At 67.4% G+C, this 25,705-nt stretch carries 18 protein-coding genes and 12 pseudogenes; 19 read left to right on the top strand and 11 right to left on the bottom strand.

Going from position 1 to position 25,705, the window contains the following annotated elements:
- Positions 1 to 4 precede the first annotated feature (4 nt).
- The 3 genes and pseudogenes from WKH84_RS00545 (at position 5) to WKH84_RS00535 (ending at position 2,094) form a co-directional block, all read left to right on the top strand.
- Positions 5 to 1,066, top strand: a pseudogene (locus WKH84_RS00545) (Rieske 2Fe-2S domain-containing protein).
- Positions 1,067 to 1,070: 4 nt separating this feature from the next.
- Positions 1,071 to 1,685, top strand: a pseudogene (locus WKH84_RS00540) (cytochrome b N-terminal domain-containing protein); the annotation flags it as partial.
- Positions 1,681 to 2,094: a cytochrome b N-terminal domain-containing protein gene (locus tag WKH84_RS00535; protein WP_341856722.1), complete on the top strand. Its 414-nt coding sequence runs from the start codon at positions 1,681 to 1,683 to the stop codon at positions 2,092 to 2,094. The pseudogene WKH84_RS00540 and the gene WKH84_RS00535, both read left to right, overlap by 5 nt.
- 820 nt (positions 2,095 to 2,914) lie before the next feature.
- Here the strand turns inward: WKH84_RS00535 and WKH84_RS00530 are convergent.
- Together WKH84_RS00530 and WKH84_RS00525 are read right to left on the bottom strand one after the other, a co-directional pair.
- Positions 2,915 to 3,088 (bottom strand): hypothetical protein, encoded by a 174-nt coding sequence (locus WKH84_RS00530; protein WP_192808033.1) that lies wholly within the window; start codon positions 3,086 to 3,088, stop codon positions 2,915 to 2,917.
- Positions 3,089 to 3,192: 104 nt separating this feature from the next.
- Positions 3,193 to 4,461 carry an IS256 family transposase gene (locus WKH84_RS00525; RefSeq protein ID WP_341855292.1) on the bottom strand — a complete coding sequence of 423 codons (1,269 nt, stop codon included), beginning with the start codon at positions 4,459 to 4,461 and terminating at the stop codon, positions 3,193 to 3,195.
- Positions 4,462 to 4,681: 220 nt separating this feature from the next.
- On the opposite strand from WKH84_RS00525, the pseudogene WKH84_RS00520 reads away from it, so the two are divergent.
- From WKH84_RS00520 to WKH84_RS00505, 4 pseudogenes are all read left to right on the top strand, one after another.
- Positions 4,682 to 5,074, top strand: a pseudogene (locus WKH84_RS00520) (transposase); the annotation flags it as partial.
- 123 nt (positions 5,075 to 5,197) lie between these two features.
- Positions 5,198 to 6,449 (top strand): annotated as a pseudogene (locus tag WKH84_RS00515) (IS256 family transposase).
- A gap of 71 nt (positions 6,450 to 6,520) precedes the next feature.
- Positions 6,521 to 7,495: pseudogene (locus WKH84_RS00510) on the top strand (IS1380 family transposase); the annotation flags it as partial.
- Positions 7,496 to 7,678: 183 nt separating this feature from the next.
- Positions 7,679 to 7,876 (top strand): annotated as a pseudogene (locus tag WKH84_RS00505) (IS3 family transposase); the annotation flags it as partial.
- Positions 7,877 to 8,100: 224 nt separating this feature from the next.
- Here WKH84_RS00505 and WKH84_RS00500 read toward each other — a convergent pair.
- Together WKH84_RS00500 and WKH84_RS00495 are read right to left on the bottom strand one after the other, a co-directional pair.
- Positions 8,101 to 9,443 (bottom strand): annotated as a pseudogene (locus WKH84_RS00500) (PepSY-associated TM helix domain-containing protein).
- Positions 9,444 to 9,488: 45 nt separating this feature from the next.
- Positions 9,489 to 10,121 carry a DUF5134 domain-containing protein gene (locus WKH84_RS00495; protein WP_341855291.1) on the bottom strand — a complete coding sequence of 211 codons (633 nt, stop codon included), beginning with the start codon at positions 10,119 to 10,121 and terminating at the stop codon, positions 9,489 to 9,491.
- A 103-nt stretch (positions 10,122 to 10,224) separates the two neighbouring features.
- Here WKH84_RS00495 and WKH84_RS00490 point away from each other — a divergent pair, with 103 nt between their 5' ends.
- A complete protein-coding gene (locus tag WKH84_RS00490) occupies positions 10,225 to 10,608 on the top strand; it encodes a BlaI/MecI/CopY family transcriptional regulator (protein WP_029361023.1) in 384 nt (127 codons plus the stop codon).
- On the opposite strand, the gene WKH84_RS00485 is transcribed toward WKH84_RS00490, so the two are convergent.
- Positions 10,577 to 10,846, bottom strand: a complete 270-nt coding sequence (locus WKH84_RS00485; RefSeq protein WP_341855290.1) for a hypothetical protein — start codon at positions 10,844 to 10,846, stop codon at positions 10,577 to 10,579. The two genes, WKH84_RS00490 and WKH84_RS00485, sit on opposite strands and share 32 nt — an antisense overlap.
- A gap of 380 nt (positions 10,847 to 11,226) precedes the next feature.
- Positions 11,227 to 11,379 carry a hypothetical protein gene (locus WKH84_RS00480; protein ID WP_341855289.1) on the bottom strand — a complete coding sequence of 51 codons (153 nt, stop codon included), beginning with the start codon at positions 11,377 to 11,379 and terminating at the stop codon, positions 11,227 to 11,229.
- A 614-nt stretch (positions 11,380 to 11,993) separates the two neighbouring features.
- On the opposite strand from WKH84_RS00480, the gene WKH84_RS00475 reads away from it, so the two are divergent.
- The 11 genes and pseudogenes from WKH84_RS00475 (at position 11,994) to WKH84_RS00425 (ending at position 22,396) form a co-directional block, all read left to right on the top strand.
- Positions 11,994 to 13,019, top strand: coding sequence for a cytochrome c oxidase assembly protein (locus WKH84_RS00475; RefSeq protein ID WP_341855288.1), 1,026 nt, complete (start codon positions 11,994 to 11,996; stop codon positions 13,017 to 13,019).
- On the top strand, positions 13,016 to 13,471 hold the full coding sequence (locus WKH84_RS00470) for a cytochrome c oxidase assembly protein (protein WP_341855287.1): 456 nt from the start codon (positions 13,016 to 13,018) through the stop codon (positions 13,469 to 13,471). The genes WKH84_RS00475 and WKH84_RS00470 overlap by 4 nt, the downstream gene beginning before the upstream one ends.
- Positions 13,468 to 13,641 (top strand): annotated as a pseudogene (locus tag WKH84_RS00465) (heavy metal-associated domain-containing protein); the annotation flags it as partial. The gene WKH84_RS00470 and the pseudogene WKH84_RS00465, both read left to right, overlap by 4 nt.
- Before the next feature lie 541 nt (positions 13,642 to 14,182).
- Positions 14,183 to 15,742 carry a heavy metal translocating P-type ATPase gene (locus WKH84_RS00460; RefSeq protein ID WP_341855286.1) on the top strand — a complete coding sequence of 520 codons (1,560 nt, stop codon included), beginning with the start codon at positions 14,183 to 14,185 and terminating at the stop codon, positions 15,740 to 15,742.
- 207 nt (positions 15,743 to 15,949) lie between these two features.
- A complete protein-coding gene (locus WKH84_RS00455) occupies positions 15,950 to 16,327 on the top strand; it encodes a metalloregulator ArsR/SmtB family transcription factor (protein WP_341855285.1) in 378 nt (125 codons plus the stop codon).
- Positions 16,324 to 18,357: pseudogene (locus tag WKH84_RS00450) on the top strand (cation-translocating P-type ATPase); the annotation flags it as partial. The gene WKH84_RS00455 and the pseudogene WKH84_RS00450, both read left to right, overlap by 4 nt.
- 454 nt (positions 18,358 to 18,811) lie before the next feature.
- Entirely contained in the window at positions 18,812 to 19,093 is a 282-nt protein-coding gene (locus WKH84_RS00445) for a DsbA family protein (RefSeq protein WP_341855284.1), read from the top strand.
- Between the two features lie 140 nt (positions 19,094 to 19,233).
- Complete coding sequence (locus WKH84_RS00440) at positions 19,234 to 19,746, top strand: vitamin K epoxide reductase family protein (RefSeq protein ID WP_341856721.1); 513 nt, start codon at positions 19,234 to 19,236, stop codon at positions 19,744 to 19,746.
- Between the two features lie 49 nt (positions 19,747 to 19,795).
- Positions 19,796 to 20,395, top strand: a complete 600-nt coding sequence (locus tag WKH84_RS00435) for a TlpA disulfide reductase family protein (RefSeq protein ID WP_341855283.1) — start codon at positions 19,796 to 19,798, stop codon at positions 20,393 to 20,395.
- A 53-nt stretch (positions 20,396 to 20,448) separates the two neighbouring features.
- Positions 20,449 to 21,232, top strand: a pseudogene (locus WKH84_RS00430) (cytochrome c biogenesis protein CcdA).
- 336 nt (positions 21,233 to 21,568) lie between these two features.
- Positions 21,569 to 22,396: an NlpC/P60 family protein gene (locus tag WKH84_RS00425; protein WP_341855282.1), complete on the top strand. Its 828-nt coding sequence runs from the start codon at positions 21,569 to 21,571 to the stop codon at positions 22,394 to 22,396.
- A gap of 345 nt (positions 22,397 to 22,741) precedes the next feature.
- Here WKH84_RS00425 and WKH84_RS00420 read toward each other — a convergent pair.
- The 5 genes and pseudogenes from WKH84_RS00420 to WKH84_RS00400 form a co-directional block, all read right to left on the bottom strand.
- Positions 22,742 to 22,870, bottom strand: a pseudogene (locus tag WKH84_RS00420) (IS256 family transposase); the annotation flags it as partial.
- A gap of 64 nt (positions 22,871 to 22,934) precedes the next feature.
- Positions 22,935 to 23,387: an ATP-binding protein gene (locus tag WKH84_RS00415; RefSeq protein WP_341855281.1), complete on the bottom strand. Its 453-nt coding sequence runs from the start codon at positions 23,385 to 23,387 to the stop codon at positions 22,935 to 22,937.
- Positions 23,380 to 23,739: an ATP-binding protein gene (locus WKH84_RS00410; RefSeq protein ID WP_341855280.1), complete on the bottom strand. Its 360-nt coding sequence runs from the start codon at positions 23,737 to 23,739 to the stop codon at positions 23,380 to 23,382. Before WKH84_RS00410 ends, WKH84_RS00415 begins: the two co-directional genes overlap by 8 nt.
- Positions 23,740 to 23,818: 79 nt before the next feature.
- Positions 23,819 to 25,042, bottom strand: a complete 1,224-nt coding sequence (locus tag WKH84_RS00405; protein WP_341855279.1) for an IS21 family transposase — start codon at positions 25,040 to 25,042, stop codon at positions 23,819 to 23,821.
- 160 nt (positions 25,043 to 25,202) lie between these two features.
- Positions 25,203 to 25,569 (bottom strand): annotated as a pseudogene (locus WKH84_RS00400) (transposase); the annotation flags it as partial.
- Between the last annotated feature and the right edge of the window lie 136 nt (positions 25,570 to 25,705).

Below are 25,705 nucleotides of genomic sequence, written 5' to 3'. Positions count from 1 at the left end.
GAGCATGAACACCAACACCGACGGCGCTCCCCCACCCGGGTCAGCACCCTCGCCCCCAAGGAGGGCGGCGGGTTCCCGAACCCGGGTCTGCCTCCCCACACCCCCCGTCAGACCGACATCTCCAAGCCCGCGGAGAAGCGCGCCGAGCGACTCGTCGCCTTCATGTTCCTCCTCAGCGTGGTCGGGACGGTCATCTTCATCGCGGCGTACTTCCTCGTCACGCCGCTGGACACCAACATCTTCGCGGAGAAGGGCACTCCCCGCGCGCTGTGGTGGTCCAACCTCGTCACGGGCCTCGGTCTCGCGATCGCGGTGTTCTTCATCGGCGCCGCAGCGGTGCACTGGGCCAAGACGCTCATGCCCGACGAGGAGTGGGTCGAGGAGCGCCATGACGTCCGCGGCTCCGACGAGACGCGCAAGGCCGCCGCCGAGATGATCACCAGCGGTCTGGCGGAGACCGGCATCGGCCGTCGTCCCGTCATGGTCACCGCGATGGTGGCGGCTCTCGCGGCCCTGCCCATCGCCGTGCTCGCCCCGCTGTCGACGCTGGGCCCGCTCCCGGGCAACAAGCTCCACCACACCTTCTGGGGCCAGAACCCGGGCCAGCGCCTCGCCCGGGACCACGACGGCACGCCGATCAAGCTCTCCGACGTCGCGATGAACTCGATCTTCCACGTCATGCCCGAGGGCCTCACCGACGAGACCCCGCACCACCTCGAGGAGCGCGCGAAGGCCGCGGCCGTGATCGTGCGCATCGACCCCAAGCTCGCGAAGAACGACGAGTCGATGTCGATGGGCGTGGAGGGCGTGCTCGCGTTCTCGAAGATCTGCACGCACGTCGGTCGCCCGGTCGCGCTGTTCGAGCAAGCAGACGCACCACATGCTCTGCCCGTGCCACCAGTCCACCTTCGACGTCACCGACGGCGCCAAGGTGATCTTCGGCCCGGCCCACCGTCCGTCGCCGCAGCCGCCGATCGAGGTCGACGCCGAGGGGTATCTCGTGGCCCCTGGTGACTTCACCGAGCCGATCGGTCCCAGCTTCTGGAACATCCACAAGGACAAGTGATCTCATGACGACCACGACTCCCAGCTCCCGGAAGCAGTCTTCCGACGACTCCCGCCTGCTCAAGCTCGGCGCGGTGGGCGGAGACTTCCTCGACCAGCGCCTCTCCGGCGCCGGCTTCGTGAAGTTCTTCGCGCGCAAGGTCTTCCCGGACCACTGGTCCTTCATGTTCGGCGAGATGGCGCTGTACAGCTTCGTCATCCTGCTGATCTCCGGCGTCTTCCTGACGATGTTCTTCGACCCCTCCATGGAGGAGGTCATCTACAACGGCCCGTACGAGGCGCTCCAGGGCGCCACGGTCTCCCGCGCCTTCGAGTCGACGATGGAGATCGCCTTCGAGGTGAAGGGCGGACTGCTGTTCCGCCAGATGCACCACTGGGCGGCGCTCGTGTTCATGGTCTCGATCTTCGTGCACATGTTCCGCGTCTTCTTCACCGGCGCCTTCCGCAAGCCCCGCGAGCTCAACTGGCTCATCGGCTTCTCGCTGATGATCCTGGGCATGGCGGCCGGCTTCTCCGGCTACTCGCTCCCGGACGACGTGCTCTCCGGCAACGGCCTGCGCATCGCCGATGGGCTGATGAAGGCGATCCCGATCGTCGGCACCTACCTGTCGATGCTTGCTCTTCGGCGGCGAGTTCCCGGGCACGGACATCATCCCGCGCCTGTTCACGATCCACATCCTGCTCGTGCCTGCTGCGATCCTCGGACTCATCGCGATCCACCTCGTGCTCGTGGTCGTGCACAAGCACACCCAGTACGCGGGCCCGGGCCGCACGAACCGCAACGTGGTCGGGCACCCGGTCCTGCCGGTGTTCGGAGCGAAGGCCGGCGGCTTCTTCTTCCTCGTCTTCGGCATCATCACGCTGATCTCGGCGACCACGTCGATCAACGCGATGTGGGTCTACGGCCCGTACGACCCCTCCCCGTCTCGGCCGGCTCGCGGCCGGACTGGTACATGCTCTGGACCGACGGTGGCCTCCGCCTCATCCCGGGCTGGGAGATCACGGTCTTCGGGTACGTCCTCTCGCTGAACATGCTGATCCCGATGGCGATCTACGGCGCGATGCTGGCGTTCCTCGCCCTGTTCCCCTTCATCGAGGCCTGGGTCACCGGTGACGATCGCGAGCACCACCTCGCGGACAAGCCGTACAACGCGCCGGTGCGCACCGGCATCGGCGTCGCCTGGATCGTCTCGTACCTGATCCTCGCGCTGGCGGCGACCAACGACCTGATCGCGATCGCCCTGCGGCTCTCGATCAACGACCTCACCTGGCTGTTCCGTGTGTCGTTCTTCGTGGCCCCGGTGCTCGCCTTCTACATCACGAAGCGCCTGTGCCTCTCGATCCAGCGTCAGAAGCGCGATCTCGTGCCGCACGGCCGGGAGACCTCCCGCATCGTCCGCACCGGCTCCGGTGACATGATCGAGATCCACGAGCCGCTGGACGAGTACGAGCGCTGGGAGCTCGTCGCCCACGACGACTACCGTCCGCTCAAGGCGGGCAAGGGAGTCTCCTCCCTGCGTGCCAAGGCCACCAGCTTCTTCTTCAAGGACCGCATCGAGCCGGTCACCCCGGCGTCGCTCCGCGAGGCGCTCGAGCATGCCGGCCACGAGAAGCACGTCATCGACGAGGCCACGGGCGGCGACTACCGCACCCCGGCCGAGAAGGTCGTGCACTGACCGTTCACTGACCACCGCAGCGGAGTACGCGAGAAGGGCCCCGAAGATCGATCTTCGGGGCTCTTCCCTGTGTGTCGCGGGAGGAGTCGCTCGGCGGAGCGCGTACGCACGTCGGCGGGCACGGGCTCGGACCGTCCTAATCTGCCGAGCCCCCGTCGGCGGTGGGTGCACCGTCAGTGCATCAGGCGACTGCGCCGCATTCCCCCATCGCCCCGCTCCCCGCGACCTGCGACGGCGTCGACGAGATAGCGGGCGGTGATCAGACCGAGGCGCCGCTCGGCACGGCGGAGGGCGCGCAGCGAGCGCAACGGGCTCCGGGCGGCGTCCAGTCTGTCCTTGGTGAGCACGTCACGAGCCCAGGCGACGGCATGCTCCTCCCCCTCGGCGCTGTGGAAGAGCCGCGCTAGCTGCGCTCATCCCGGTCAAGTCCCGTTGTGTGGTGGCTTTTGGGTCAGGCGGTCATGAGGAGCCGGCTGGTGGTCTCGGGGGTGTCGTTGGTGAGCATGTCGGCGAGTCGGCGTAGGGAGATGTCGCTGATGTAGCGGCGTTCGCCGTATTGCCATTCCTCGTGCTGGTCCTGGAGGACTGCGCCGACGAGTCTGGTCGCAGAGTCCCGGTTCGGGAAGATCTGGACGACGTCTGCTCGGCGCTTGATCTCCCTGTTCACCCGCTCGATGGGGTTGTTCGACCAGATCTTTCGCCAGTGCTCGATGGGGAACGCCGCGAATGCGGTCAGGTCTGCCTCGGCGTCCTTGAGCATGGCCGCGATCTTCGGGAAGGAGGCCTCGAGCGAGGCCGTGACCTGCTGATAGGCCTCGCGGACCGTTTCCGGGCTGGTCTGGGCGAAGATCGTGGAGACCAGGGCGTTGACGGGCTTGGAGCGCGCCGAGCCGAGCGCCTGGGTGATGTTGCGTGCGAAGTGGACCCGGCGGCCGCGCCATGACGCTCCCGGAAGCACTGCCTTGATCGCATGCTTCAGCCCCGCGTGCGCGTCACTGGTCACCAGCGAGACGCCTTCCGGTGCGGCGGGGGTGGAGACCCTCAACCCGCGTTCGCGCAGGCTGCGGAGGAACTCGGTCCAGAAGCCGGTGGTCTCCGCGTCACCGATCGCCATCCCGAGCACTTCTCGGTGACCGGTCGCGGCCACGCCCGTGGCGACGACGACGGCTTGGGAGACGACCCGGCCGCCCTGGCGGATGTCGAGATAGGTCGCGTCCAGGAACAAGTAGGGGAACCAAGTGTGGTCCAGGCGGCGGTGGAGGAACTCCGCGACGACCTCGTCGATCTCGCCGCAGATCCTCGAGACCTGGGACTTGCTGATCCCGGACTCGTTGCCCAGCGCCCGCACGAGGTCCTCGACCTTCCTGGTGGAGACGCCGTCGATCCAGGCCGTGCAGATCACCGCCCAGAGCGCTTTGTCGACCCGGCGACGAGGATGCAGCAGCGCGGGATAAAACGAGCCGGCCCTTAGCTTCGGGATCGCCAGATCCAGCTCTCCCGCCGGGGTAGCCAGGCGCTTTGCCCTGGTGCAATTGCGACGGGTCGAGCGGGACGGGGAACGTTCGTAACGCTCCGCACCGATCTTGACGGACGCTTCGGCATCGATGAGGTCCTGGAGTCCGGCCTGGAGAAGCCGGCGGAACAGCTCCTCATGAGCGAGGTCGGGGTCCTGGAGCAGTTCACTGACGAGGGTCGAGAGTGCAGACTGGTGGTGGGTCATCGCGGGTCCCTATTTCTTGGTCGATTTGGGAGGTCCCGCGATGACCCTTCATCGCCTACCAGCGACTCCACGCCACCCCGGGATTGCCACCACGCTAACCTCGGGCTTTCATCGTTGAGGTGTCCGAGGGGCGGGTCGGGATGGGTGAAGGTGCTCCTGAGCTGGAAGAATAGGGCTTGTCTAGAGTCCAGTTCGTCGCAGTTCAAGGAGCACCTTCAGGATGAATACTACCGGGTTGTATCCACGTCCTCATGTTGACGTCGCGCCGGTGTCCGCGGTCGGTCAGGCCGGCGGTATGTTGCTGACCGAGACCGTCCGCGCGACGGGTCTGGTTGCCGAGCTGTCGAGGGCGCTGGCGCCGTGGCGGAAGCAGTTCTCGCGTCATGATCCGGGGAAGATCCTCACGGATCTCGCGCTCATGCTCGCGGTCTGTGGAGACTGCCTGGCCGACGTCGCGACGCTCCGAGCGGAGCCGGATGTGTATGGACCCGTGGCCTCGGATCCGACAATCTCCAGGTCGCTCACGACCCTGGCCGGTGACGTCGACAAGGTCGAACAGGCCATCAGCGGCGCCCGTCGCAGAGCCCGTAAGAACGCTTGGGCCCTGGCCGGCGATCAGTTGAGTCCCGCATAGTGGTGTAGCGCGGTGGCCCCGTGATCGTCTCGGACGTGGGCGCGGCCACCGTGTGATCCTTCGAGTGAACCTTCCACAGCACTCTCGAACGGAGTCATCACGATGACCGCACCCCATATTGTCGACCCTTCCGGCCTGCTTGGTGAAGCCCTGGCCGAGGCGTCCCCGGATCTGATGCGCGACCTGCTCCAGGACGTGATCAATACCCTGCTCTCCGCGGACGCTGATGCCGTTGCCGGCGCGGAGTACGGCCGCCCCAGCGGCGGCCGGGTCGCGCGGCCGCAACGGCTACCGCCACCGCGACCTCGACACCCGAGTTGGCACGATCGACGTCGCAGTCCCCAAGCTCCGCACCGGCACCTACTTCCCCGACTGGTCGCTCGAGCGGCGCAAACGCGCCGAGTCCGCGCTGATCACGGTCGTTGCAGACTGCTACCTCGCCGGCGTCTCCACCCGCCGCATGGACAAGCTCGTGAAGACTCTCGGCATCAACTCGCTCTCGAAGTCGCAGGTCAGCAGGATGGCGGAGTCGTTGGACGAGCACGTCGAGCAGTTCCGCCACCGCCCCCTGGACGAGGCCGGGCCGTTCACGTTCGTCTCCGCCGACGCCCTGACCATGAAAGTGCGTGAGGGCGGGCGCGTGACCAACGCCGTCGTCCTGCTCGCCACCGGCGTCAACGGAGACGGGCACCGCGAGGTCCTGGGAATGAGGGTCGCGACCAGCGAGACCGGAGCGGCCTGGAACAGCTTCTTCGCTGACCTCGTCGCTCGCGGCCTCGCCGGAGTCCGCCTGGTCACCAGCGACGCGCACGCCGGCCTAGTCGAGGCGATCGCTGCGCACCTGCCTGGCGCGGCCTGGCAGCGGTGCCGCACCCACTACGCCGCGAACCTCATGGCCGTGACGCCGAAGAGCATGTGGCCGGCGGTGAAAGCGATGCTGCACAGCGTCTATGACCAGCCCGACGCAGCAGCGGTGAACGGCCAGTTCGAGCGGCCGCTGGACTACGTCAGCGAGAAGCTCCCGGCCGTGGCCGACCACCTCGACGCGGCCCGCGCCGATCTCCTCGCGTTCACGGCGTTCCCGAAAGACGTGTGGGTCCAGATCTGGTCGAACAACCCCACCGAACGGCTGAACAAGGAGATCCGCCGCCGCACCGACTCCGTGGGGATCTTCCCGACCCGCGAAGCGATCGTCCGCCTCGTCGGCGCGGTCCTGGCCGAACAGACCGACGAGTGGGCCGAAGGACGCCGCTACCTCGGCCTCGACGTCCTCGCCCGCCGCCGCCTCAGCATCGTCCCCGACACCAGCCCCGAGGAGGTCGCCACCGACGCCCTGCCCGCCCTCACCGCCTGACCAATCAGCGAAGGATCGCTACACCACTTCCAGGGACTTGACCCGGCGATCATGCGCCTGGCGCTGGCGCGACGGCAAAGAATCCCCTGGTCATAGACCTGGACGCATCGCTGGTGACGTCTCACAGCGAGAAGGAATTCGCGCGGCCAACGTTCAAGAAGGGCTTCGGATTCCATCCGTTGCTCGCGTTCGTCGACCATGGCACCGACGGGTCCGGGGAGATGCTGACCTGCCTCCTGCGTCCCGGGAATGCTGGCTCGAACACCGCAGCGGACCATAAGAGCGTGATCGCCGATGCACTGACGCAGGTGGGGATGGGATCCCGGCCGGGGCGGAAGGTGCTGGTCCGGATCGATGGGGCCGGCGGGACGAAGAAGACGCTCCAGGAGCTGGTGAAGCGGCGGGTCTCGTACTCGGTCGGGTTCACCTTGCCCGCGAACACGCCGGAGCTGTTCGGCCTGATCCCCAAGCACGTCTGGGAACCCGCCTACAACTCTGATGGCGAGGTGCGGGAGGGAGCGGACGTCGCTGAACTGACCAGGCCGCTCGATCTTGATGAGGACTGGCCGGAGGGGATGCGAGTGATTGTCCGTCGCGAGCGCCCGCATCCCGGTGCTCAGCTACGGTTCGATGACGTCGATGGATACCGGCTCACGGCGTTCGCGACCAACACCACGCAAGGTCAGCTGGCGGACCTCGAAGTCCGGCACCGCCGCCGTGCCCGCTGCGAGGACAGGATCCGCGTCGCGAAGGATATGGGCCTGCGGAACCTGCCCCTGACGTCCTTCGCGCAGAACCGGATCTGGTGCCAGATCGTGGCTCTGGCCAGCGAGATCACTGCCTGGATGGGGCCGCTCGGCTACGCCGACCAGCCCGCTCGGCGGTGGGAGCCCAAGCGTTTGCGCCACCGCCTGTTCCAGATCCCCGCGGCTATCGCACGTCATGCCCGTCAGCGGGTCCTGCACCTCTCGGACCGGTCGATCTGGGCCGGGATCGTCCAGGCCGGCCACGCCCGCCTCGCTGACTTGCGCGCCCCCGCTGGATAGACCCCGCGACTCGTCACTGACCACCCTCCCGGAGGACCTCTGGCACTGGACGCCCGACCACCGCGACCGACACGCGGCGGACCGTCACACCCCGATGCCAGAATCAGCTACGGACATCGGCCACGACGCCCGACACTGCCGCTCAGCGAGCACCGTGAAAGATCGAGGCTAAGGGACACACCCATGGAATCCTTCTTCGCACTGCTCCAGAAGAACGTCTTGGATCGAAAGCGCTGGAGGACCAGAGAGGAACTGCGGATCGCGATCATCACCTGGATCGAGCGGACCTACCACCGTCGTCGCCGACAGGCCCGCCTGAGCCGATTGACCCCTATCGAGTACGAGACCATCATGAACCCGACCGTCAGACTGGCGGCCTAACCCCAGCTGACACCTGATCGCGCATCAGTCCCGGTACTCCTGGAGGTGCTCCCTGACGAGCCGAACGCACCTCGCGCGCGACTGGGGATCGATCTTCCACGGGTGCCTGTCCATCCTTCCGGACTCAAACAGCGGCGGCACCAGACCTGGGCCGATTCACTGTGAGATCCCCTCAGACTGCGGATGGGGCGTGCGGACTACGTCCTAACGCGCCGGGAGCGAGCTCATGCGGACTCATTCTTTCTCGCGCTGTCCATTCCCGGGACGATCCTTCGGGTGAGGTCGAGCGCGATGAAGGCGAGGAGCGTGACTCCGAGGAGGGGGAGGGCGGGGCCGACGACCGCAGCGATCGCGATGAGGATGCCGTAGGCCGCCGCGGTGTCGACGCGACGACCGAGAGGGCGAGGGAGGCCTGTGCGTGGCGGCTTGGGGCGGCGTCGCCACCACATGCGGTACCCGATCACGATGAGCGCGATTACCGCACCGGCGATGGCGATGAGCAGGAGCTGGTTGGGCCAGCCGAAAAGGATGCCCATGTGGAAGGAAATCCCAGCTTCGGCGAGCTTCCCGGCAACGGGCCAGTCGGCGAAGCGCACGCTCCCGACGACAGCTTCGGAGGTGGGGTCGATCGCCATGGAGTCCTGCTTCAGGGGCCATGATCGCTGCACCTGGGAGACGAGCCACGCTCCTCCGTCGGTGCTGGGGGTGATCGCTACCGGGTCGGTCAGGCCCTCTTGGCGGGCCGCCTCGAGCACGCTCTGCGCGGTGGCAGGCACTTCGGTTTCTGCGATCGGGGTGGTGGTTGCCGCCTCGGAGGAGAGGTAGGGCGTTGACCAGCTCAGGCTCTGGCGCAGTGCGCTGACGTTGCCGCCCGCGAATTGGGACCAGGTCAGTCCGGTGGCGGAGAGGAAGAACGTTCCGATAGCGGCCCAGACGCCGATGGTGGCGTGGAGGCTTATGGAGCGTTGGCGCTGCGGTCCCTTACGCTGGGGCAGGAGGTAGGCGCGTGCAGAGCGAGTGCGGACTTTACGTGTGACCCAGAGGGTGAGTCCGCTGAGGGCGAGGACCCACAGCCAGCTGGCCGCGACTTCGCTGTACCAGCGGCCGGCGTCCCCGAGGTGGAGATTGCGGTGGAGATCGTCGAACCAGGTCCGCAGCGGCGACCACTCCCCGAAGGTGTTCAGCACGCCGGTCACCTCCCCGGTATAGGGGTCGACGAACGCGGTGAGCTGGCGATCCTCGCGAGCCGAGGGGGAATCGAACGTGACGCGCGTGGTGGACTCGGCATCCTTGGGCGGACGGATCTGCGTGATCGTGCCGTCTGTGACCTCGCTCCGCGCCGCCCGGCCGGGGCACTGGCGTGGAGTTCCTTGTCGTAGACGACCTGTTCGATCTGCGGGGTCAGCGCGTACAGGATCCCGGTCGCCGCGGCGACCAGGAGGAACGGCGCAATGAACAGCCCCACGTAGAAGTGCAGGCGGAGCGTGAGCTCTCGCGGCTCATCGCGCAGTCGGCGCGGGCGAGAGGTGTTGCCACCGGTGGGGCGGGGCGAGGCTTGGGTGGCCATCGGGTCGAGCCTTTCGCTGTGACGGAGAGGTGGCGTGGGCCGGGTTCACATGAGGGCGAGCATGAGCGCCATTCCTGCGGCCATCAGGAGGTGGCAGGCCGAGTGGGCGCGGTGCCCCGGATCGCGGAGCAAGCGCACGAGCCACCACGTGGTGATCACGGCGCTGAGCACGACGGCCCCCCAGTTGACTGCCTCCGCCCAGGCAGGGGCCGGCGCCATCTCCATCGCCATCTCGTCCCCGGTCCCGCCGCCGTGGTGTCCGGCGTGCGCATCGGCGGAGCCGCCCATGGCGTGGCCCATCAGCAGGGGCATCGCCAGCAAGATCCAGATCATCACGGAGTTGAGCACCACGTGGTTAACCACCCCCACGCGCTCACTCACCCCGTGGACAGTGGGGAGGCCGAGCAAGATCACGACGGTGAAGAGCGCGAAGAGGGCGACCTGGATCCAGGTCCCGGCCGTGCCGACCGGCCGCCACACCATCAGCAAGATCGCCAGGCTCATCACGAGATGGTTGACGTGCACCGCCGTCGCCACCGGCCCATGATGGGAGGAATGCACTGACCCAGTGATCACTGCGGCGGAAGCGCCGCGGCTCTGTGCGAGGTGAACTGCGCAGAACACGGCCGTTGCGAGGAAGATGGCGGTCAGCACGAATGACCAGGGAGACTCGATCACAGCACTGGACTCTACAGGAAGTAGAATTAGAGATGTACGGCGACACCCGTGCGCGGTACGGTACTCGGACTGAGGCGTTACACGGGGAGGGAGTGGTGACGAGATGGCGGGAGTGAGGTCTCGATCCTCCGGCGCACTGGAGGCACTGGTGATGCGAGCTTTATGGACTTCCACCGGCTCCCTTAGCGCGAGAGCGATCCAGGCATCTTTTGAGGATCCCGCGCCAGCGCAGACCACGGTTCTGACAGTGCTCTCCCGGCTCGAGGCGAAGGGGATGGTTTCTCGCCGAGCCCGGTCACCTCGGCGCGTGACCTTCGAAGCGGTCGTGAGCAGTGCGCAGGCGCATGCCGCGGACATGGTTGAGGTCCTCGATGACGCTCACGATCGTGAGGATGCGCTGATGGCGTTCACCGACAACCTCTCTGAGTCCGACCTTGATCTGGTGATGGATGCGATCACGTCACGGCGGTCTCGCCGAGGTCGCTGATGGTCTGGACCGTGGTCGGGCCGTTGCTGGCTGGCCTGATTGCATGCCCGCTCTCCGCGTACCTCGTATCCCGTGGGAGGTGGCAGATCCGCCATCCCCGGCGGGCGCTGATGGTGTGGGCCTCGGTTGGTGTTGTTGGGCTGGTCATCGCGATCGCGTCCATTCTCCTGGCGGCCGCGCTCTCCCTGTCGGCGAGCTCCGCGAGCGCCGCGGCCGAGGGGCTTGCTCTCACGTTCATCGCCTGGGCCGGTCTCGAGGGGCTAGGGATCGTGGGATCGCTCGCCCACCTGGGCAGGGTCGATCCCGGCAAGGATGATGACGAGCGGCCGAGCGTCGCGGAAATGCTCTCGCGCCGCCGAACGGACTCCTGGCAGGTCGGCGCTGTTGCCGTGGTCGAGATCGAGGATTCTCGCTATGTCGCGGTGGCCGTCCCGGGCGCGACGCCGTCGATCTTCGTCTCGCGCGCCGTTCGGCACGCGCTTCCGCCCTCCTACCTGTCCGCGGTTCTCGCCCACGAAGCGAAGACATCTCGATCAGCTTCACGCGCTGGTGAGGGGGGTCGGAGCGTGGCACGTAGCGTGCCTGCCCAAGAGGTCCCGGCTGCGACGAGAGCTTGCTTCACGGATCATGCCGCTCACCGAGCTGGCGGCCGACGATGTCGCTGCCGAGAAGGTCGGCCCCGCCCATCTGCACGACGCCCTCGTCGCACTCCATCACCTCGCCCCCTCCCGCGAGCTGGAAGTTCGTGCCGCTCGCGTTCGAGCGCTCCACAGGACTTACCCTCTGCCGCAGGGGAGGGTACTGGTGGCTTCCCTTCCGGGGCAGAGACTGCAGCGAAAGCGCTGTTGAGATGCGTGCGGGAGACGTCAGCAACAGCATGAGCGGCCATCTCGTCTCGCGTACTCGACATCTTGTAGATTCGGTGAGGTGAAGCAGAGAGTAGTACTCCTGGCGGTGGGCTCGCTCCTCCTAGCGGCGCTACCCGCGGTGGCAGCGAACCTGCTCAGCGGCCCGGCCGTCTATGAGGACATACACCGGGAGTTCCCCGGGCTCGGGACAGCCGTGGTAGCTGCAGGTCTGCGTGGCGCGGCCGATCTCGCAGCACTGGTCTCCCTGGGCGCCGTCGTCGCGGTGCTGTTTCTGCATCCGCGCTCTATCCGCTCGGCAAGCAGTGTGCGGTTCGGCCCCGACCTGACCCTCCTTACCTGGGCTTCGGGCGCGTGGGTCGTACTGGCGGCGGCGAACGTGATCGTCTCGGCGCCCGAGTCCAACGGCCTCGGGATGGGCCGTCTCTTGGAGCCGGGATCGTTTGGGCCGCTCTACATGTTCGGCTACATGCCCCGGGCATGGACCGTCACACTGGTCGGGGCCCTGGTCCTGTGGCTGTGCTCCTACTGGGGTACACGCTGGACAACGCTGCTTTGCCGGGTCTGTGGGCGGGAATCGTCGGCGCATTGGCGCCGGTGGTGGTGGGGCAGATCCTCGTCGGCCCGGACCACGACATCGGTGGAGATGCTGGTGCACTTCAGGTCATCGCGGGTGGGGTGTTGCTGGGCCCGATCCTCGTCACTGCGGCATTGCAGGTCATCCGTCATGACGAGGGTGGACGGTCGCCCCTGTTAGTGGGACGCGTTTCCCGCATGGGCTTGGTGGGGGCGGCTGTCGTGCTTGTGACGGAGCTGGTGGTGACGTGGTTCAAGCTCGCCGGCACCACCCCTTGGGGCTCAGTGACCGGTGTCCTCGCTCTAGTGCGTTTGGCGCCGCTGGTCGCGCTCATAGTGGCGCTCGTGGTCATGCGGCGCCGGAGCGTGCACAGGATGGCGGTCCCGGCCCTGCTGATCATCATGTGGGTGGCGATCGGTGCGGCGATGACTCGCATTCCGCCGCCGCAGTACTTCGTGCCCACGAGCATCCCGCAGGTGTTCATGGGGTTCGAAGTCCCGGATGCGCCAACCCTCGGGACGCTGATGAGCACGTGGCGGCTCAACCTGCTGTTCGCCGTCCTCGCGGTCGCCGGTATCGCGTTCTATCTCGCGATGGTGATCGCCCTGCGCCGGCGCGGCACGAGCTGGCCGATCAGCCGCGTGCTGTTGTGGTGCGGCGGCTGGCTGGTCGTCCTCGCGGCCACGAGCTCCGGGTTCGGGAAGTACTCCGCCCCGGACTTCGGCGTGCACATGGTGGTGCATATGAGCCTGTCCATGCTCGCTCCGATCCTCCTGGTCCAGGGCGGGGTGATCACTCTGGTCCTGCGTACCGCGCGCGTGGATCGACGGCGGGCGGGCGTGCACTCCTGGGTGACGCAGATCCTGCACTGGCGACTGCTGCGCGTCCTGTACCACCCGGCGTTCGTGTTCATTATCTTCATCGGCTCCTACTACGGCCTGTACTTTACCCCCTGTTCGAGACGATGATGAGTGTTCACTGGGCACACCAGCTGATGAACCTCCACTTCCTGGCCACGGGGTACGCGTACTACAGCCTGATCATCGGCGTGGACCGTCCCCCGCGGCCCCTGCCGCACATCGGGAAGCTCGGCTACACCTTCGCTGCGATGCCCTTCCACGCCTTCTTCGGCGTCGCGATCATCTCGGCCCCTTCGTTGTTCGCAGAGAACTACTACCGATCTCTGGCTCTGCCCTGGGCGGACCTCGAGCGCTCCCAGCAGACAGCAGGCGCGGTGGCCTGGGCAGGCGGGGAGATCCCTCTGATCATCGCAATCGTCGCACTGTGCATCCAATGGGCGCGTCAGGACGACAAGGAGGCCCGCCGACGGGATCGGCACCTCGACCGCGGCCTGGACACCGAGTTCGACGCCTACAACGACATGCTCAAGAAACTCTCGGACAGGGAGCGCACACGATGAACCACACCCCCACCGCCCTGGCCGCCCCGCCAGCCCTCTCCCTGGAGGAGCGGTACACCTTCGACATCTCCGGGATGACCTGCGCGGCGTGCGCGAACCGCATCGAGCGGAAGCTCAACAAGCTCGACGGCGTCAGCGCCACCGTCAACTACGCCACCGAGCGCGCCGTCGTCACGGGCATCGCCTCCCCGGCTCAGGCGGTCGAGGTCATCCGCGGCGCCGGCTACGACGCGGCCGAGCACGACGACCAGGACGACGAGTGGTCGCGCCGCGCCAACGAGAATCGCATCGTGACCCTGCGGCGCAGGCTCATCACCGCAGCTTTGCTCACCGTTCCGCTGATGGACCTCACCATCGCCCTCGCACTCGTGGAGCAGTGGCGGTTCCCCGGCTGGGAGCCGCTGTGCGTCCTCCTCGCGGTCCCCGTGGTCACGTGGGCGGCCTGGCCCTTCCACCGGGCCGCCTGGCGGAACCTGCAGAACCGCTCCGTCAGCATGGACACCCTGGTCTCCCTCGGCATCGTCACCTCGTTCGGCTGGGCCCTCGTCGCGATGATCGCCGGGATCGAGCCCAGCGACGGCGTGTGGCTCGGCATCGGAGAGGTCCCCGACGGCGCCAACGCCCTGTACCTCGACGTCGCCGCGGGACTGACGACCTTCCAGCTCGCAGGCCGCTACTTCGAGACCCGCGCGCCGGCGCCGCGCCGGCGACGTGCTCAGCGCGCTGTCCGCCCTCGGGGCACGAGAGGCCCGCCGCCGACGAGACGGGGTCGAGACGATGGTGCCGGTCGAGGAGCTCCGCACCGGCGACATCGTGCTCGTACGCCCCGGCGAGACGATCGCCGCCGACGGCCGGGTCATCGAGGGCACCGCCTCCCTCGACACGGGCGCCATGACCGGAGAATCCCTCCACCGCACGGTCGGTCCGGGCGACGAGGTCATCGGCGGCTCCGTCTCCACGGACGGGATCCTCGCCCTCGAGGCGACTCGAGTGGGTGCCCACACACAGCTCGCGCAGATGGCCGCGATCGCAGAGCAAGCGCAGATCCGCAAGGCCCAGGTCCAGCACCTCGTCGACGCGGTGGTGCGCGTGTTCGTCCCCGTCGTCCTCATCCTCACCGTGCTCGTCGCACTCGCCTGGCTCCTCGCCGGCGCTGACGTGTCCACTGCGGTGACCAACGGGATCAGCGTGCTGATCATCGCCTGTCCCTGCGCCCTCGGCCTCGCCACCCCTACCGCGCTCATGGTCGGCGTCGGGCGCGGCGCGCCGCTTGGGGTCCTGGTCAAGGGACAGGACGCGCTGGAAGCCAGCGGCAAGGTCACCACCGTCGTCCTGGACAAGACCGGAACCCTCACGCTCGGCGCCCCGCGCGTCGTCAGCATCCATGCAGACGGGGTCACCGCAGAGCGACTCATGCGCCTGGTCGCCGGCGTCGAAGCGGCTTCCGAACATGCCGTCGCCGAAGCACTCCGCACCCGCGCCGCGACCATGGTCGCCGACATCCCGACAGCTACCGATCACATCGTTTCCCCCGGCCACGGGATTAGCGCCACGATCGACGGGGAGAGCATCGCTGTCGGCGACCGGGCCTTCCTGCGCGAGCTCGGCGCCCACGTCGGCGAAGCGCTGGCGCAGACCGTCGCAGATGCCGAAAGGGCAGGGCACTCCACCGCGCTGGTCGCACGGGGCACGGAGGCGATCGGGGTGATCACGCTCTCCGACGTGATGAAGGAGGACGCCGCGGAGGCCGTCGCCGCGGCGCACGAGCTCGGGCTGCGAACTGTACTGCTGACGGGAGACACTCCGGCGCCCGCCGAGCGGGTCGCCGACTCTCTCGGGATCCCGGAAGTCCGTGCCGGCGTCCTCCCCACGGAGAAGGTCGCCGTGATCGAGCGACTCCAGGACGAGGGGCACCGGGTCGCCATGGTCGGCGACGGCATCAACGACGCTCCCGCCCTCGCGGCCGCCGACCTCGGGCTCGGGATCGTCACCGGCACCGACGTCGCCCTGAAGTCGGCCGACATCATCCTCGTCCGGGATGATCTCTACTCGATCGCCGACGCCATCACCCTCGCCCGCGCCACCCACCGCACCATCCGCACCAACCTGATCTGGGCCTTCGCCTACAACATCGCGGCCATCCCGATCGCCGCCGCCGGTCTGCTGAACCCCCTGATCGCTGCCGCTGCAATGTCCCTCTCCTCCGTCTTCGTGGTCCACAACAGCCTCCGACTCCAGAACGTCACCTCACTCCGGCCGACACGAAGGTAAGGAAGGGCACTAGACCACTCCACCAGATCCGATCATTCATGCGAGTAACCCGCCGCGGTGTACCGTGCTCATCCTGAGAATCGCCCGGCCAAGCTAGAGGGCCGCAGCAACACGGCCATCTACATGAGAACTGCGGCGGCGGGGAGAGAGGTCGCCACTACTGGTCATCGCTTGCTGACTGGTCACTGCACACTGTATGGTCACCGCATGCTGACTATAGCTACGCAGCTCGATGTGATGAATCGGCTTGGCCGCGCCATGGCCGACCCCACGAGATCGCGCATCCTGCTCTTTCTTCTCGATCGTCCGAGCTATCCAGCGACCCTCGCCGATGAGCTGTCGCTGAGCCGCACGAACGTCTCCAATCACCTCTCCTGCCTGCGTGGATGCGGGATCGTGGTGGCGACACCTGAGGGTCGGCGCACCCGCTACGAGATCGCCGATGGGCACCTCTCCCGGGCGCTTTCCGCGCTGGTCGAGACCGTGCTCGCCGTCGACGACGGCGCCCCTTGCACCGACTCGGACTGTGACGTCCCTCTGTGCTGCAACTCCCCTATCCCCGCCGCTGAGGAGATCGCCAGATGAGCGATGAGTCTTGCGGCCCCGCCCGTCCCGCCGCTACTACCCGGACTCCGCTTGCTTTCTCACCACCTCCGGCCCCCGATGGGGAACCCTGCTGCGGCCCCGCAACGGCGTCGCAACCAGCGGAGGACGGGGATGCGTGCTGTGGGAGCACTGCCCCGGCACCAATCGGCGAGCCGCTTGAGGTAGAGCGTTCGACGCCTTGGTGGCGCGACCGCTCCCTTCTGCTTCCCGTTACTGCCGGGGTCCTGTGGGTCGCCGGTCTGCTAATCGACTGGGCGAACTTCGAGCTGGCGGCCCTGGTCGTGCATGTCCTGGCCCTCCTTGCCGGGGCCTGGACGTTCGTGCCCGGCACGTTGCGGCGCCTTGTGCAGGGTCGCGGCCGGGGCCGGCTTGGTGTGGGTCTGCTGATGACGATCGCTGCAAGCGGGGCTGTCTTGCTCGGTCACGTCGGTGAGGCGGCGGCTCTCGCGTTCCTGTTCTCCCTGGCCGAGGCGCTCGAGGACCGTTCGATGGACCGTGCGAAGCAGGGTCTCCGCGCGTTGCTCGCCCTGATGCCGGAGACCGCCCGGGTCCGGCGGCCCGACGGGCCTCGGACCGTTCCCGCCGCAGAGGTCAGCGCCGGGGATGTGCTCCTGCTGGGTGCCGGCGATCGCGTGGCCACTGACGGCGTTGTCGAGACCGGTCGCTCATGGGTGGACACCTCGGCGATCACTGGGGAATCCATCCCCGTCGAGGTGGGGCCCGGGGATGAAGTTCATGCCGGCTCCGTGAACGGCTCCGGCTCGATCTCGCTACGGGCCACGGCAGACGGACGCGACAACTCCCTCACCCAGATCGTGCGCCTGGTCGACCAGGCCCACGCCGCCAAGGGCGAGCGGGCACGCCTCGCCGACCGCATCGCTCGGCCCCTGGTTCCCACGGTGCTCGTGGTCGCCGTGCTCGTCGCCCTCGTCGGCGTCGTCACAGGTGATCCGATGACCTGGGTCGAACGCGCTCTGGTGGTGCTGGTGGCCGCTTCTCCCTGCGCTCTCGCGATCGCCGTCCCGGTGACCGTCATTTCCTCGATCGGCTCTGCCAGCAAGCTCGGTGTGGTCATCAAGTCCGGCGCCGCTTTCGAGCGACTCGGCACGATCCGCACCGTGGCCCTGGACAAGACAGGCACCCTCACCCGCAACCAGCCGTGCGTAGTGGATGTCGCCGTCACCGAGGGGCACAGCGATCTTGATGTTCTCGCAATCGCCGCGGCACTTGAGTCCGTCAGCACCCACCCGCTGGCCACCGCAATCCTCACTGCCGCTTCCGGTTCGTCGGTGCAGGCCGACGACGTCCAGGAGATTCCCGGTCACGGCATCACCGGCACGATCCGGGGAGGCGTGGTGCGCGCGGGAAGTCCTCGCTGGATCACCCCAGGTGCTCTCGGGGACCAGACTCGAGACATGGCCTCCCAGGGCATGAGCGTGGTCATGGTCGAGGAGGACTCCCAGGTGATCGGCGCGATCGGGATCCGCGACGAGTTGCGCGCTGATGCGGCCGAGGCCGTTGCCGCCCTGCACGCCCAGGGGATCCGCACCGTGATGCTCACCGGCGACAATGAGCTGACGGCCCGGGCGATCGCCGCAGAAGCCGGGATCGACGAGGTCCACGCAGAGCAGCCGCCCACCGATAAGGCCTCCCATATCCGCCATCTGACCGCACAGAGCCCAACCGCGATGATCGGCGACGGCATCAACGATGCTCCCGCGCTCGCTTCAGCAAGCGTCGGCATCGCCATGGGAGTGACCGGGACGGCCGCTGCGGTGGAGTCGGCCGACGTCGCGTTCACCGGCACGGACCTGCGCCAGCTCCCCGCGACCTTGGCCCATGCTCGTCGGGGACGTCGCATCATGACGGGGAACATCGGCCTCGCGCTGGCGATCATCGTGGTGCTGTTCCCGCTGGCCCTCTTCGGAGTGCTGGGACTCGCTGCCGTGGTGCTTGTGCACGAGGTGGCCGAGGTGGTCGTCATCGCGAACGGCATGCGCGCCGCGCGGGCCGAGGGAGTGCACTCGCAGGGGACACCCAGCCGCGCCGGGCAGGATAACCGCGAGACGCCCCCCACCCGAGAGGCCGCCGAATGCGCCGCGAAGACAAAACTGACCATCGGACTGCTTGCCGTCGCGGCGCTGATGCTCGCGGGATTCCTCATCGTCCCCGACACCGGGCGCGACACGACAGCGGATGAAGACGCGTCGGATGCACCGACCTCTCAGCTCGTTCGAGAGGACAGCCCCCGACTCTCGGAGGGAAGCAGCGACGTCGTCTTCGTGGAGTACCTCGATTTCGAGTGCGAAGCATGCCTTTCCCTGTACCCCACCGTCGAGGAGCTCCGCGCCGAGTATGGAGACCGTGTCACCTTTGTGGTGCGGTACCTGCCACTGCATGGAAACTCTGTCGAGGTCGCCCAGGCCGCGGAGGTCTGCGAAGGAGCAGGGCGAGTTCGAGGCGATGTACAAGGCCCTGTTCGACAATGCTACCGAGTGGGGACACCAGGAGACGTCCCAGCGTGAACTCTTCTTCTCCTACGCGGAGGAGATCGGGCTGGACATGGAGCGGTTCGAGCAGGTCTACGACGACCCCGCCACGACCCAGCGCATTGAACAGAGCGCCGCGGACGCCGAGGCTCTCGGCGTGACCGGCACCCCCACGTTCTTCGTCGACGGGAAGCCGCTGGAGCCCACCCGTGTCGAGGACCTCACGAACCCTCTCGATACCGCTCTCGAGGGCTGAGGCGGTGTCGACCGCGTCTGGCGCCGGAGAGGCGTCACGGGGGGACATCGTGACCGATGCAGAAACTCGGCCGCGCCTCGGTCTCGGCCTGTTGTTCACGATCACCGGGGGAATAGGCCTGGTGATGGCCGTCGTCGCCGCTGGTCGAGAAGATCGCGCTGATCGAGGACCCCGCCTACGTCCCCTCCTGCGACCTCAACCCGGTCCTGTCCTGCGGATCAGTGATGTCCACCCCTCAGGCCTCGGCCTTCGGCATTCCCAATCCGATCCTCGGCATCGCCGGATTCTCCGCCGTCTTGGCCCTAGGCACAGCTTTCCTGGCTGGTGCCCGCATGGCGCGCTGGATGAGCGTGGTCATTCAGGTCGGTGTCACGTTCGCGATGCTGTTCGTGCATTGGCTGATCGGCCAGAGCCTGTACGAGATCGGGGCGCTATGCCCCTACTGCATGGTCGTGTGGGCGGTGACGATCCCCCTGTTCTGGTTCACCACCCTCCACCACCTGCGCCGCTGGACCCGCGGGGCCGCACCCGTCACGCGTCGAACCGTTTCGCTACTGATCGAGTTCCGGCTCCCGGTGCTCGTGGCCTGGTACCTCGTGATCTTGTCTCTCATCGCAATGAGATTCTGGGACTACTGGTCCACGGTGCTCTGACCCCTCCCCACTCATCTGTCCGTCCCCCTCGACCGGAAGGAGTACGTCCATGCGCTCCCGCTCTCGGCGGCGGCTGCTCCATGCCACAGGGCTCGCTGCGCCCATCGGCCTGGCCACGGCCTGCAGCAGCGAGGACACCAGCGACCGCTACGACTCCGAGAACTCCGGATACGTCTCCGGCAACGGTGTCACCACAGAGATCGCTCCCGCCGACCGTACGGAGCCAGTGGAGTTCTCCGGGACCACCTACGACGGCGACGAGTTCGACTCGATCGAGCACCTCGGCAACGTGCTCGTGGTGAACGTATGGTATGCCTCCTGCCCACCGTGCCGGGTCGAGGCACCTGACCTCCAAGCCATCCATGAGGAGTACACCGACCAGGGCGTCGTATTCATCGGCATCAACCTCCGCGACGAGGCGGGGCCCGCCCAGGCCTTCGAGGAGAACTACGGCATCACCTACCCCTCAATCCCCGATCAGCAGTCCGAGATCCTGTACCAGCTTCGTGGACATGTCGCACCCAATGCCGTCCCCACGACCCTCGTCCTCGATCACGATGGGCGGGTCGCTGGCCGGATCTCCGGAGCGATCGATCCCTCGATCCTGCGTGCGATGCTCGACGGCGTTCTCGAAGAGGTCGCCGAGTGAGCGGGGGCGGACTCGCTGAGACCTTCCAGTCGATCGCCCTGTCGGGCTCTCTCATGCTGGCAGTCGCGGTGGCGGCGATCGCGGGACTGATCGCGTTCCTCTCACCGTGCGTCGTCGCCAATCGTGCCCGGCTACCTCGGCTACGTCTCCGGGCTCGCGGGCCAGAACACGGGGATATCTGCATCACCCCGCAAGGATCCAGGTACTGGCCGGAAAACCGCTCGAGGTGAGGCTTACCGAGCGGGAACTGGACGAATGCTGGGAGGCGCTGCTCTATTTGTTGCGGGATTCACAGTAGTTTTCATGGCTCTCGGCGGATTCGCCGGGGCGATGGGATACCTGCTTCAAGCTCACGCCGAATGGATCAACCGCATCGCCGGCCTCATCGTCATCTTCATGGGAATCATTTTCATGGGTGCCCTGCCTCGGTTTTCAGGGAACATCCGGGTCACGAAGAGACGGCCCGACGCAGGCCTCCTGGGCGCCCCGCTGCTCGGGTTCGTCTTCGGGCTCAGCTGGACCCCGTGCATCGGCCCCACGTACGCCGCGATCATCGCCCTCTCCCTCGACTCAGGAGCAGAGGGCTCCGGAGCGACACGCGGTGCCGTCCTAGCTCTCGCGTACTCCCTTGGCCTAGGCATCCCCTTCGTGATCAGCGCCCTCCTTCTCGACAAGGCGATGGGCGTGAGCAGGGCCCTTTCGCGACACCGACGACTCCTCGGGATTCTCTCCGGCGCGCTGTTGATCACCATCGGACTCCTTCTTCTCACCGGGACGTGGGCCACCTGGATGGATCACCTGCAAGGCTCCATCGCCACGTTCCAGCCAGCCGTGTGAACCCCGCGGAGCCTTTGGCGCCACCTGCCGAGAACGTTTCGCAGTACAGAGCCCGGGCGTCGGACGACCGACGTGACACACACACCACCGAGACGCCGGACTCAAGTAAAGAGAACGTATGGAGACTCGGGCCGATGCGTCCTCGGTTCAAGAACTGGTGAAGTCATCAGCCAAGGTCTCCCTCGAGTGTTCCCCAAGCCCGCGCCCGTCGGTATGTTGGTCTTACCGGTTACGAGGTACGAGAGTTTCTTCCCGATACTTGCACTGCTTTTGCGTTGCCGCGACCCAATGCCCGAATCTCCCCGAACACTTCGGGGATCATCACGGAGAACATTCATGGCCACGAGCAATTCCCACCGCGCGCCTGGCCGCGCAATCACCCCCTCCGCCACAGCGGACGCGCCCTGCGTGGCACCGGAGGCGCGGCCGTCCTCGGCACCGTCGTCGCTCGGCTCCGCCTTCGCTGGCGGCACCGCCCAGGCGACCCCTGCTGTCCCCGCGTCCACCCCCGCCGTGGCCTCGCCGGTCGCTGCGCCCGCCGCCCCGACCCCGGCCAAGGCGCTCCATTCCTCGAAGAAGCTCCGCTGGGGCTCCCAGGGATCTTCGGTCGAGAAGCTCCAGTCCGCGCTGAACAAGGAGGGCGCCTCGCTTGCTGTGGACGGCAAGTTCGGGAAGCTCACCCACGGCGCGGTGAAGGACTACCAGCGAGACAACGGCCTCCAGGTCGACGGCGTCGTAGGCCCCGAAACCCGCGGCTCACTCAATGGCGGCGCGTCCGTCGGCGGCGCAGGCACCTCCGTCCCGACCCAGGGCGCATCCTCGTCCTCCAGCAGTGGTGAGGCGATCGTCGACGCCGCGCGCACCCAGATCGGCGCCTCCTACTCCTGGGGCTCGAGCAAGCCGGGCGTGAGCTTCGACTGCTCCGGCCTGACCCAGTACGCCTACAAGCAGGTCGGCATCGACCTCCCCCGCACCTCCGGCCAGCAGGTCGCCGCGGCGACCCAGATCTCCAAGTCCGAGGCCCAGCCAGGCGACATCGTCGTGTGGCCCGGCCACATGGGAATCTACGCAGGCGGCGACAAGGTCGTCGATGCGGGTCGATCCCCCGGCGCCGTCACCGAGCGCACGATCTGGGGCAACCCCACCTTCATCACCTTCCGCTGACCCCAACAGCGCTGAGCGACGTGCAGTCCCCTTCGACGACGGGCTGTACGTCGCTCGTGGTTCTGCGGGTGGTGAAGACGCGGAAGTCCAGCGCCTCCATCGCGGCTGTTCATGGCGCGGGCAACGCAACGGGAAGCATGCAGCGAAGACGCCTCCGGCGATCGCGGTGCGGCGTTCGATCCAGCGAAGGCGCGCCAATGGGCTCTTGCCCTGATGAAGGTGGCGGTGCCGACCAGCGCACACCTGGTGTCCTCAGCGCGGACGAGCGCGTCCAACTCCGTGCAACTATGGACCCGCCGGGTCAAGTCCCTGGAAGTGGTGTAGCGATCCTTTGCTGAGAGGGCAGGCGGTCAGTGCGGGCAGGGGGTTAGTGGTGACCTCCTCGGTGCTGGTGTCAGGGACGAGAGTGAGGCGGCAGCGAGTGAGAACGTCGAGGCCGAGATAGCGGGGTCCTTCGGCCCACTCGTCGGCCTGTGATGGCGCTCATCGATTTTCCCCAGAGTTGCTCGGTGAAGTTCCCCAGGGTCGCGGGGTTAGGTTAGCGGAGGTTGGTGCCGGTGGTGGCGCGGCGGATTTCTTCGGCGGCGGTGGCGTGGTGACGGAGCCTGTAGGAGGCGCCGTCGAGGGTCACCACGACGGAGCGGTGGAGAAGCCGATCGAGCATCGCGGCGGCGACGGTGGTGTCGCCGAGGATCTCTCCCCAGGCCCCCACGGGCCTGTTCGTGGTGATCACGATCGAGGTCTTCAGGTAGCGCTGGTTGATGACTTGGAACAGTGCTGATGCCGCTTCGGCCGGCAGTGGCAGATAGCCGAGCTCGTCGATGATCAGCAGGGTGGGGCCGGCGAAGAACCGCATCATCGTGGACCATTTGCCCTCGATCGCGGCGCGGTGGCGGCGGGCGGCGAGGTCAGCGGCGGAGGTGAAGTAGACCCGATAGCCAGCATTGACCGCGGCGTGGCCGAGGCCGGTGGCGATGTGGGTTTTACCCACGCCGGGCGGGCCGATGAGCGAAGACGTTCGTCGCGTTCTCCAGGAACCGGCAGGTCCCGATCTCTGCGAGGAGGTTGGGGTCGATGCCGGAGGCGGCGTCGTGGTCGAAGTTGCTCAGCGTCGCTCCGGTGGGCAGGTTCGCGAACCGGAACCGGCCCGCGAGGCGACGTTTCTCGGTGGCGCTCACCTCGATCGCCAGTAGCTGCTCCAGGGCGTGGGTGAGGGTCCAGTCTTCGGCCTGGGCTTGGTCCAGGATGCCGGGGAGGGCTTCGGCGGCGTCGGCGAGCTTCAGCTCGTCCAGGTGGCCCTTGAGTCGCTGATAGACGGTCGCGGTAGTGGGTGTGGTGGTCATGTCAGGGTGTTCCTGTTCTTCGCGGCCTGCTCATAGGCGGCCAGGTCGATCACGGTGGCGTTCGGGGCCGGCGGCCCGGTCAAGACCTGGGCGCGGCCAGCGCCGCGGCACCGGGTGGGATGCGTTCCTTACGGCGGTGGGGCCGTCCCGGCGGGGCCGAGGCCAGCGCGATGGTCTCCAGCGCGGTGACGTGCTGATCGGTGCGCTGGGTGATGCCCAGACCGGGCTCGGCCAGGCGGTGACGAGCAACCGCAGCGCCGGAGGTGGTGGTGATCTCGATGTGGTCCTTGCCGAGGTGCTGGTGAACATTGACCGTGGCCATCGCGAGTTCGGGTGGGACGGAGTATCGGTTGCCGCGCCAGTGGATCAGCGCTTGCCGCGAGACAGTCCGGTGTTCGGTCACCACCACCGGGAACGCCATCGGCGGTAGTGGCCGGAGACGCTCTTGAGCACGCATCTGGGCGGCGGTCGTGGTCCCGGTCGGGCTCTCGCGGCGCCTGCCGTCCTGCCGGGCCGCGAACTGTTCGAGGGAGGTCTGGGCCTGCTCGGCCGTGATCTCGTCGGGCAGGGTTCGCCACCAGCGTTGGGCGGCGGTGTGGTTGTTCTTCTCGACCACGCCCTTGCGGTTGCCTGAGCGGGGTCGGCAGGCGACGGCCTGGACTCCGTGGTGCTTCGCGAACGCGGAGAACATCGCGGTCAGGTCCCCGGTGGCGGGGTCCAGCACGGTCCGCATCCGATCGAACCGCCACACCCTGGTCAGCCCTCCGAGGAGGGAAAGCACGGTCGTCATCGCGGCCAGCAGGTGGGGCAGGTCCATCGAGGGCGCGATCGCGGCCCGCCAGACGCCGGAGTGGGCGAGCGAGCCGACCAGCAGGAACGCTCGCTTCGTGGGGTAGGCCCACTGCTCGGGTGCGTCGGGCGACTCGAGCCAGTCGAACTGAGTCTCCTCCCCGGGCGGATGGTCGATCACCGCGTTGGGACGCTTCGTGACGTGGGCGCAGGCCTGGCAAGCCGGCCGCAACGACCGGTCACGGATCTGCCGGGTCAGGGACTGGTAAGAGCCCTCGAACCCCAGCGGCCGCGGCTCGTCCAGCGGCGTCACGGCCCAGAGGTGAGGATCCTCGATCAGCCTGGCGGTGACGTAGTCGGTGAAGGGCCCGAATGCGTCCGGGACGGCGGGTTTGCGGACGCCCGGTTCGCGGTCGCCGCGGAGGTAGGAACGGATGGTCTTGCGGTCGTGGCCGGTGCGTCGGGCGATCTCGCTGATCGTGATTCCCTGCCGGTGCAGAGCGTGGATGTCCACGCTCGCTCCTCTCTGAGAGCATGAGCGTTGGGCCTCCCTGGAAGGCTGGTGAGTGGTCAGAGACCACCAGCATCCAGGGAGGCCCGCCTCATGCGACGGAGCGACCCAGACTGGGGAATTTCGGTGAGCACAACTGGGGAATTTCAGCGAGCGTCATCACCTGTTCGGCCAGGACCGCGCCGACAAGACGGACGATCGCCTCGCGGGTGGGGAAGATGCCGACAGAGTCCGTGCGGCGGCGGATCTCCTTGTTCAGCCGTTCGGTGGGGTTGTTCGACCAGATCTGGCCCCACACGTCCTTGGGGAACACTGTGAACGCGAGGAGGTCCGCGCGGGCCGCGTCGAGGCGCTCTGCCACGGCCGAAAGCTTCTCGCTGACATAGTCCAGCAGTCGGTCGAACTGGGCGTTCACCATTGCGGCGTCGGGCTGGTCATAGACGCCGTGCGAAGATCGCTTTCACCGCCGACCACATGCTCTTCGGCGCCACGGCCACGAGGTTCGCGGCGTAGTGCCTGCGGCACCGCTGCAAGCCCGTTACCTTGTGAGCACCCCGATGGACGGGGTCTGGTCGCTCGGCCGGGTATGGCTATGTTGCCCTGCCATCAATGGTCCGGGGGTGTTGCCGCCCGGTCGAGAGACACGCGTTGACCGCTGATAGGGAC

It is taken from the genome of Brachybacterium sp. GPGPB12 (assembly GCF_038396325.1).
Lineage (GTDB): Bacteria > Actinomycetota > Actinomycetes > Actinomycetales > Dermabacteraceae > Brachybacterium > Brachybacterium conglomeratum.
Note: the sequence above shows the minus strand (reverse complement) of the source record. Positions and strands in the feature narration are given on the sequence as shown.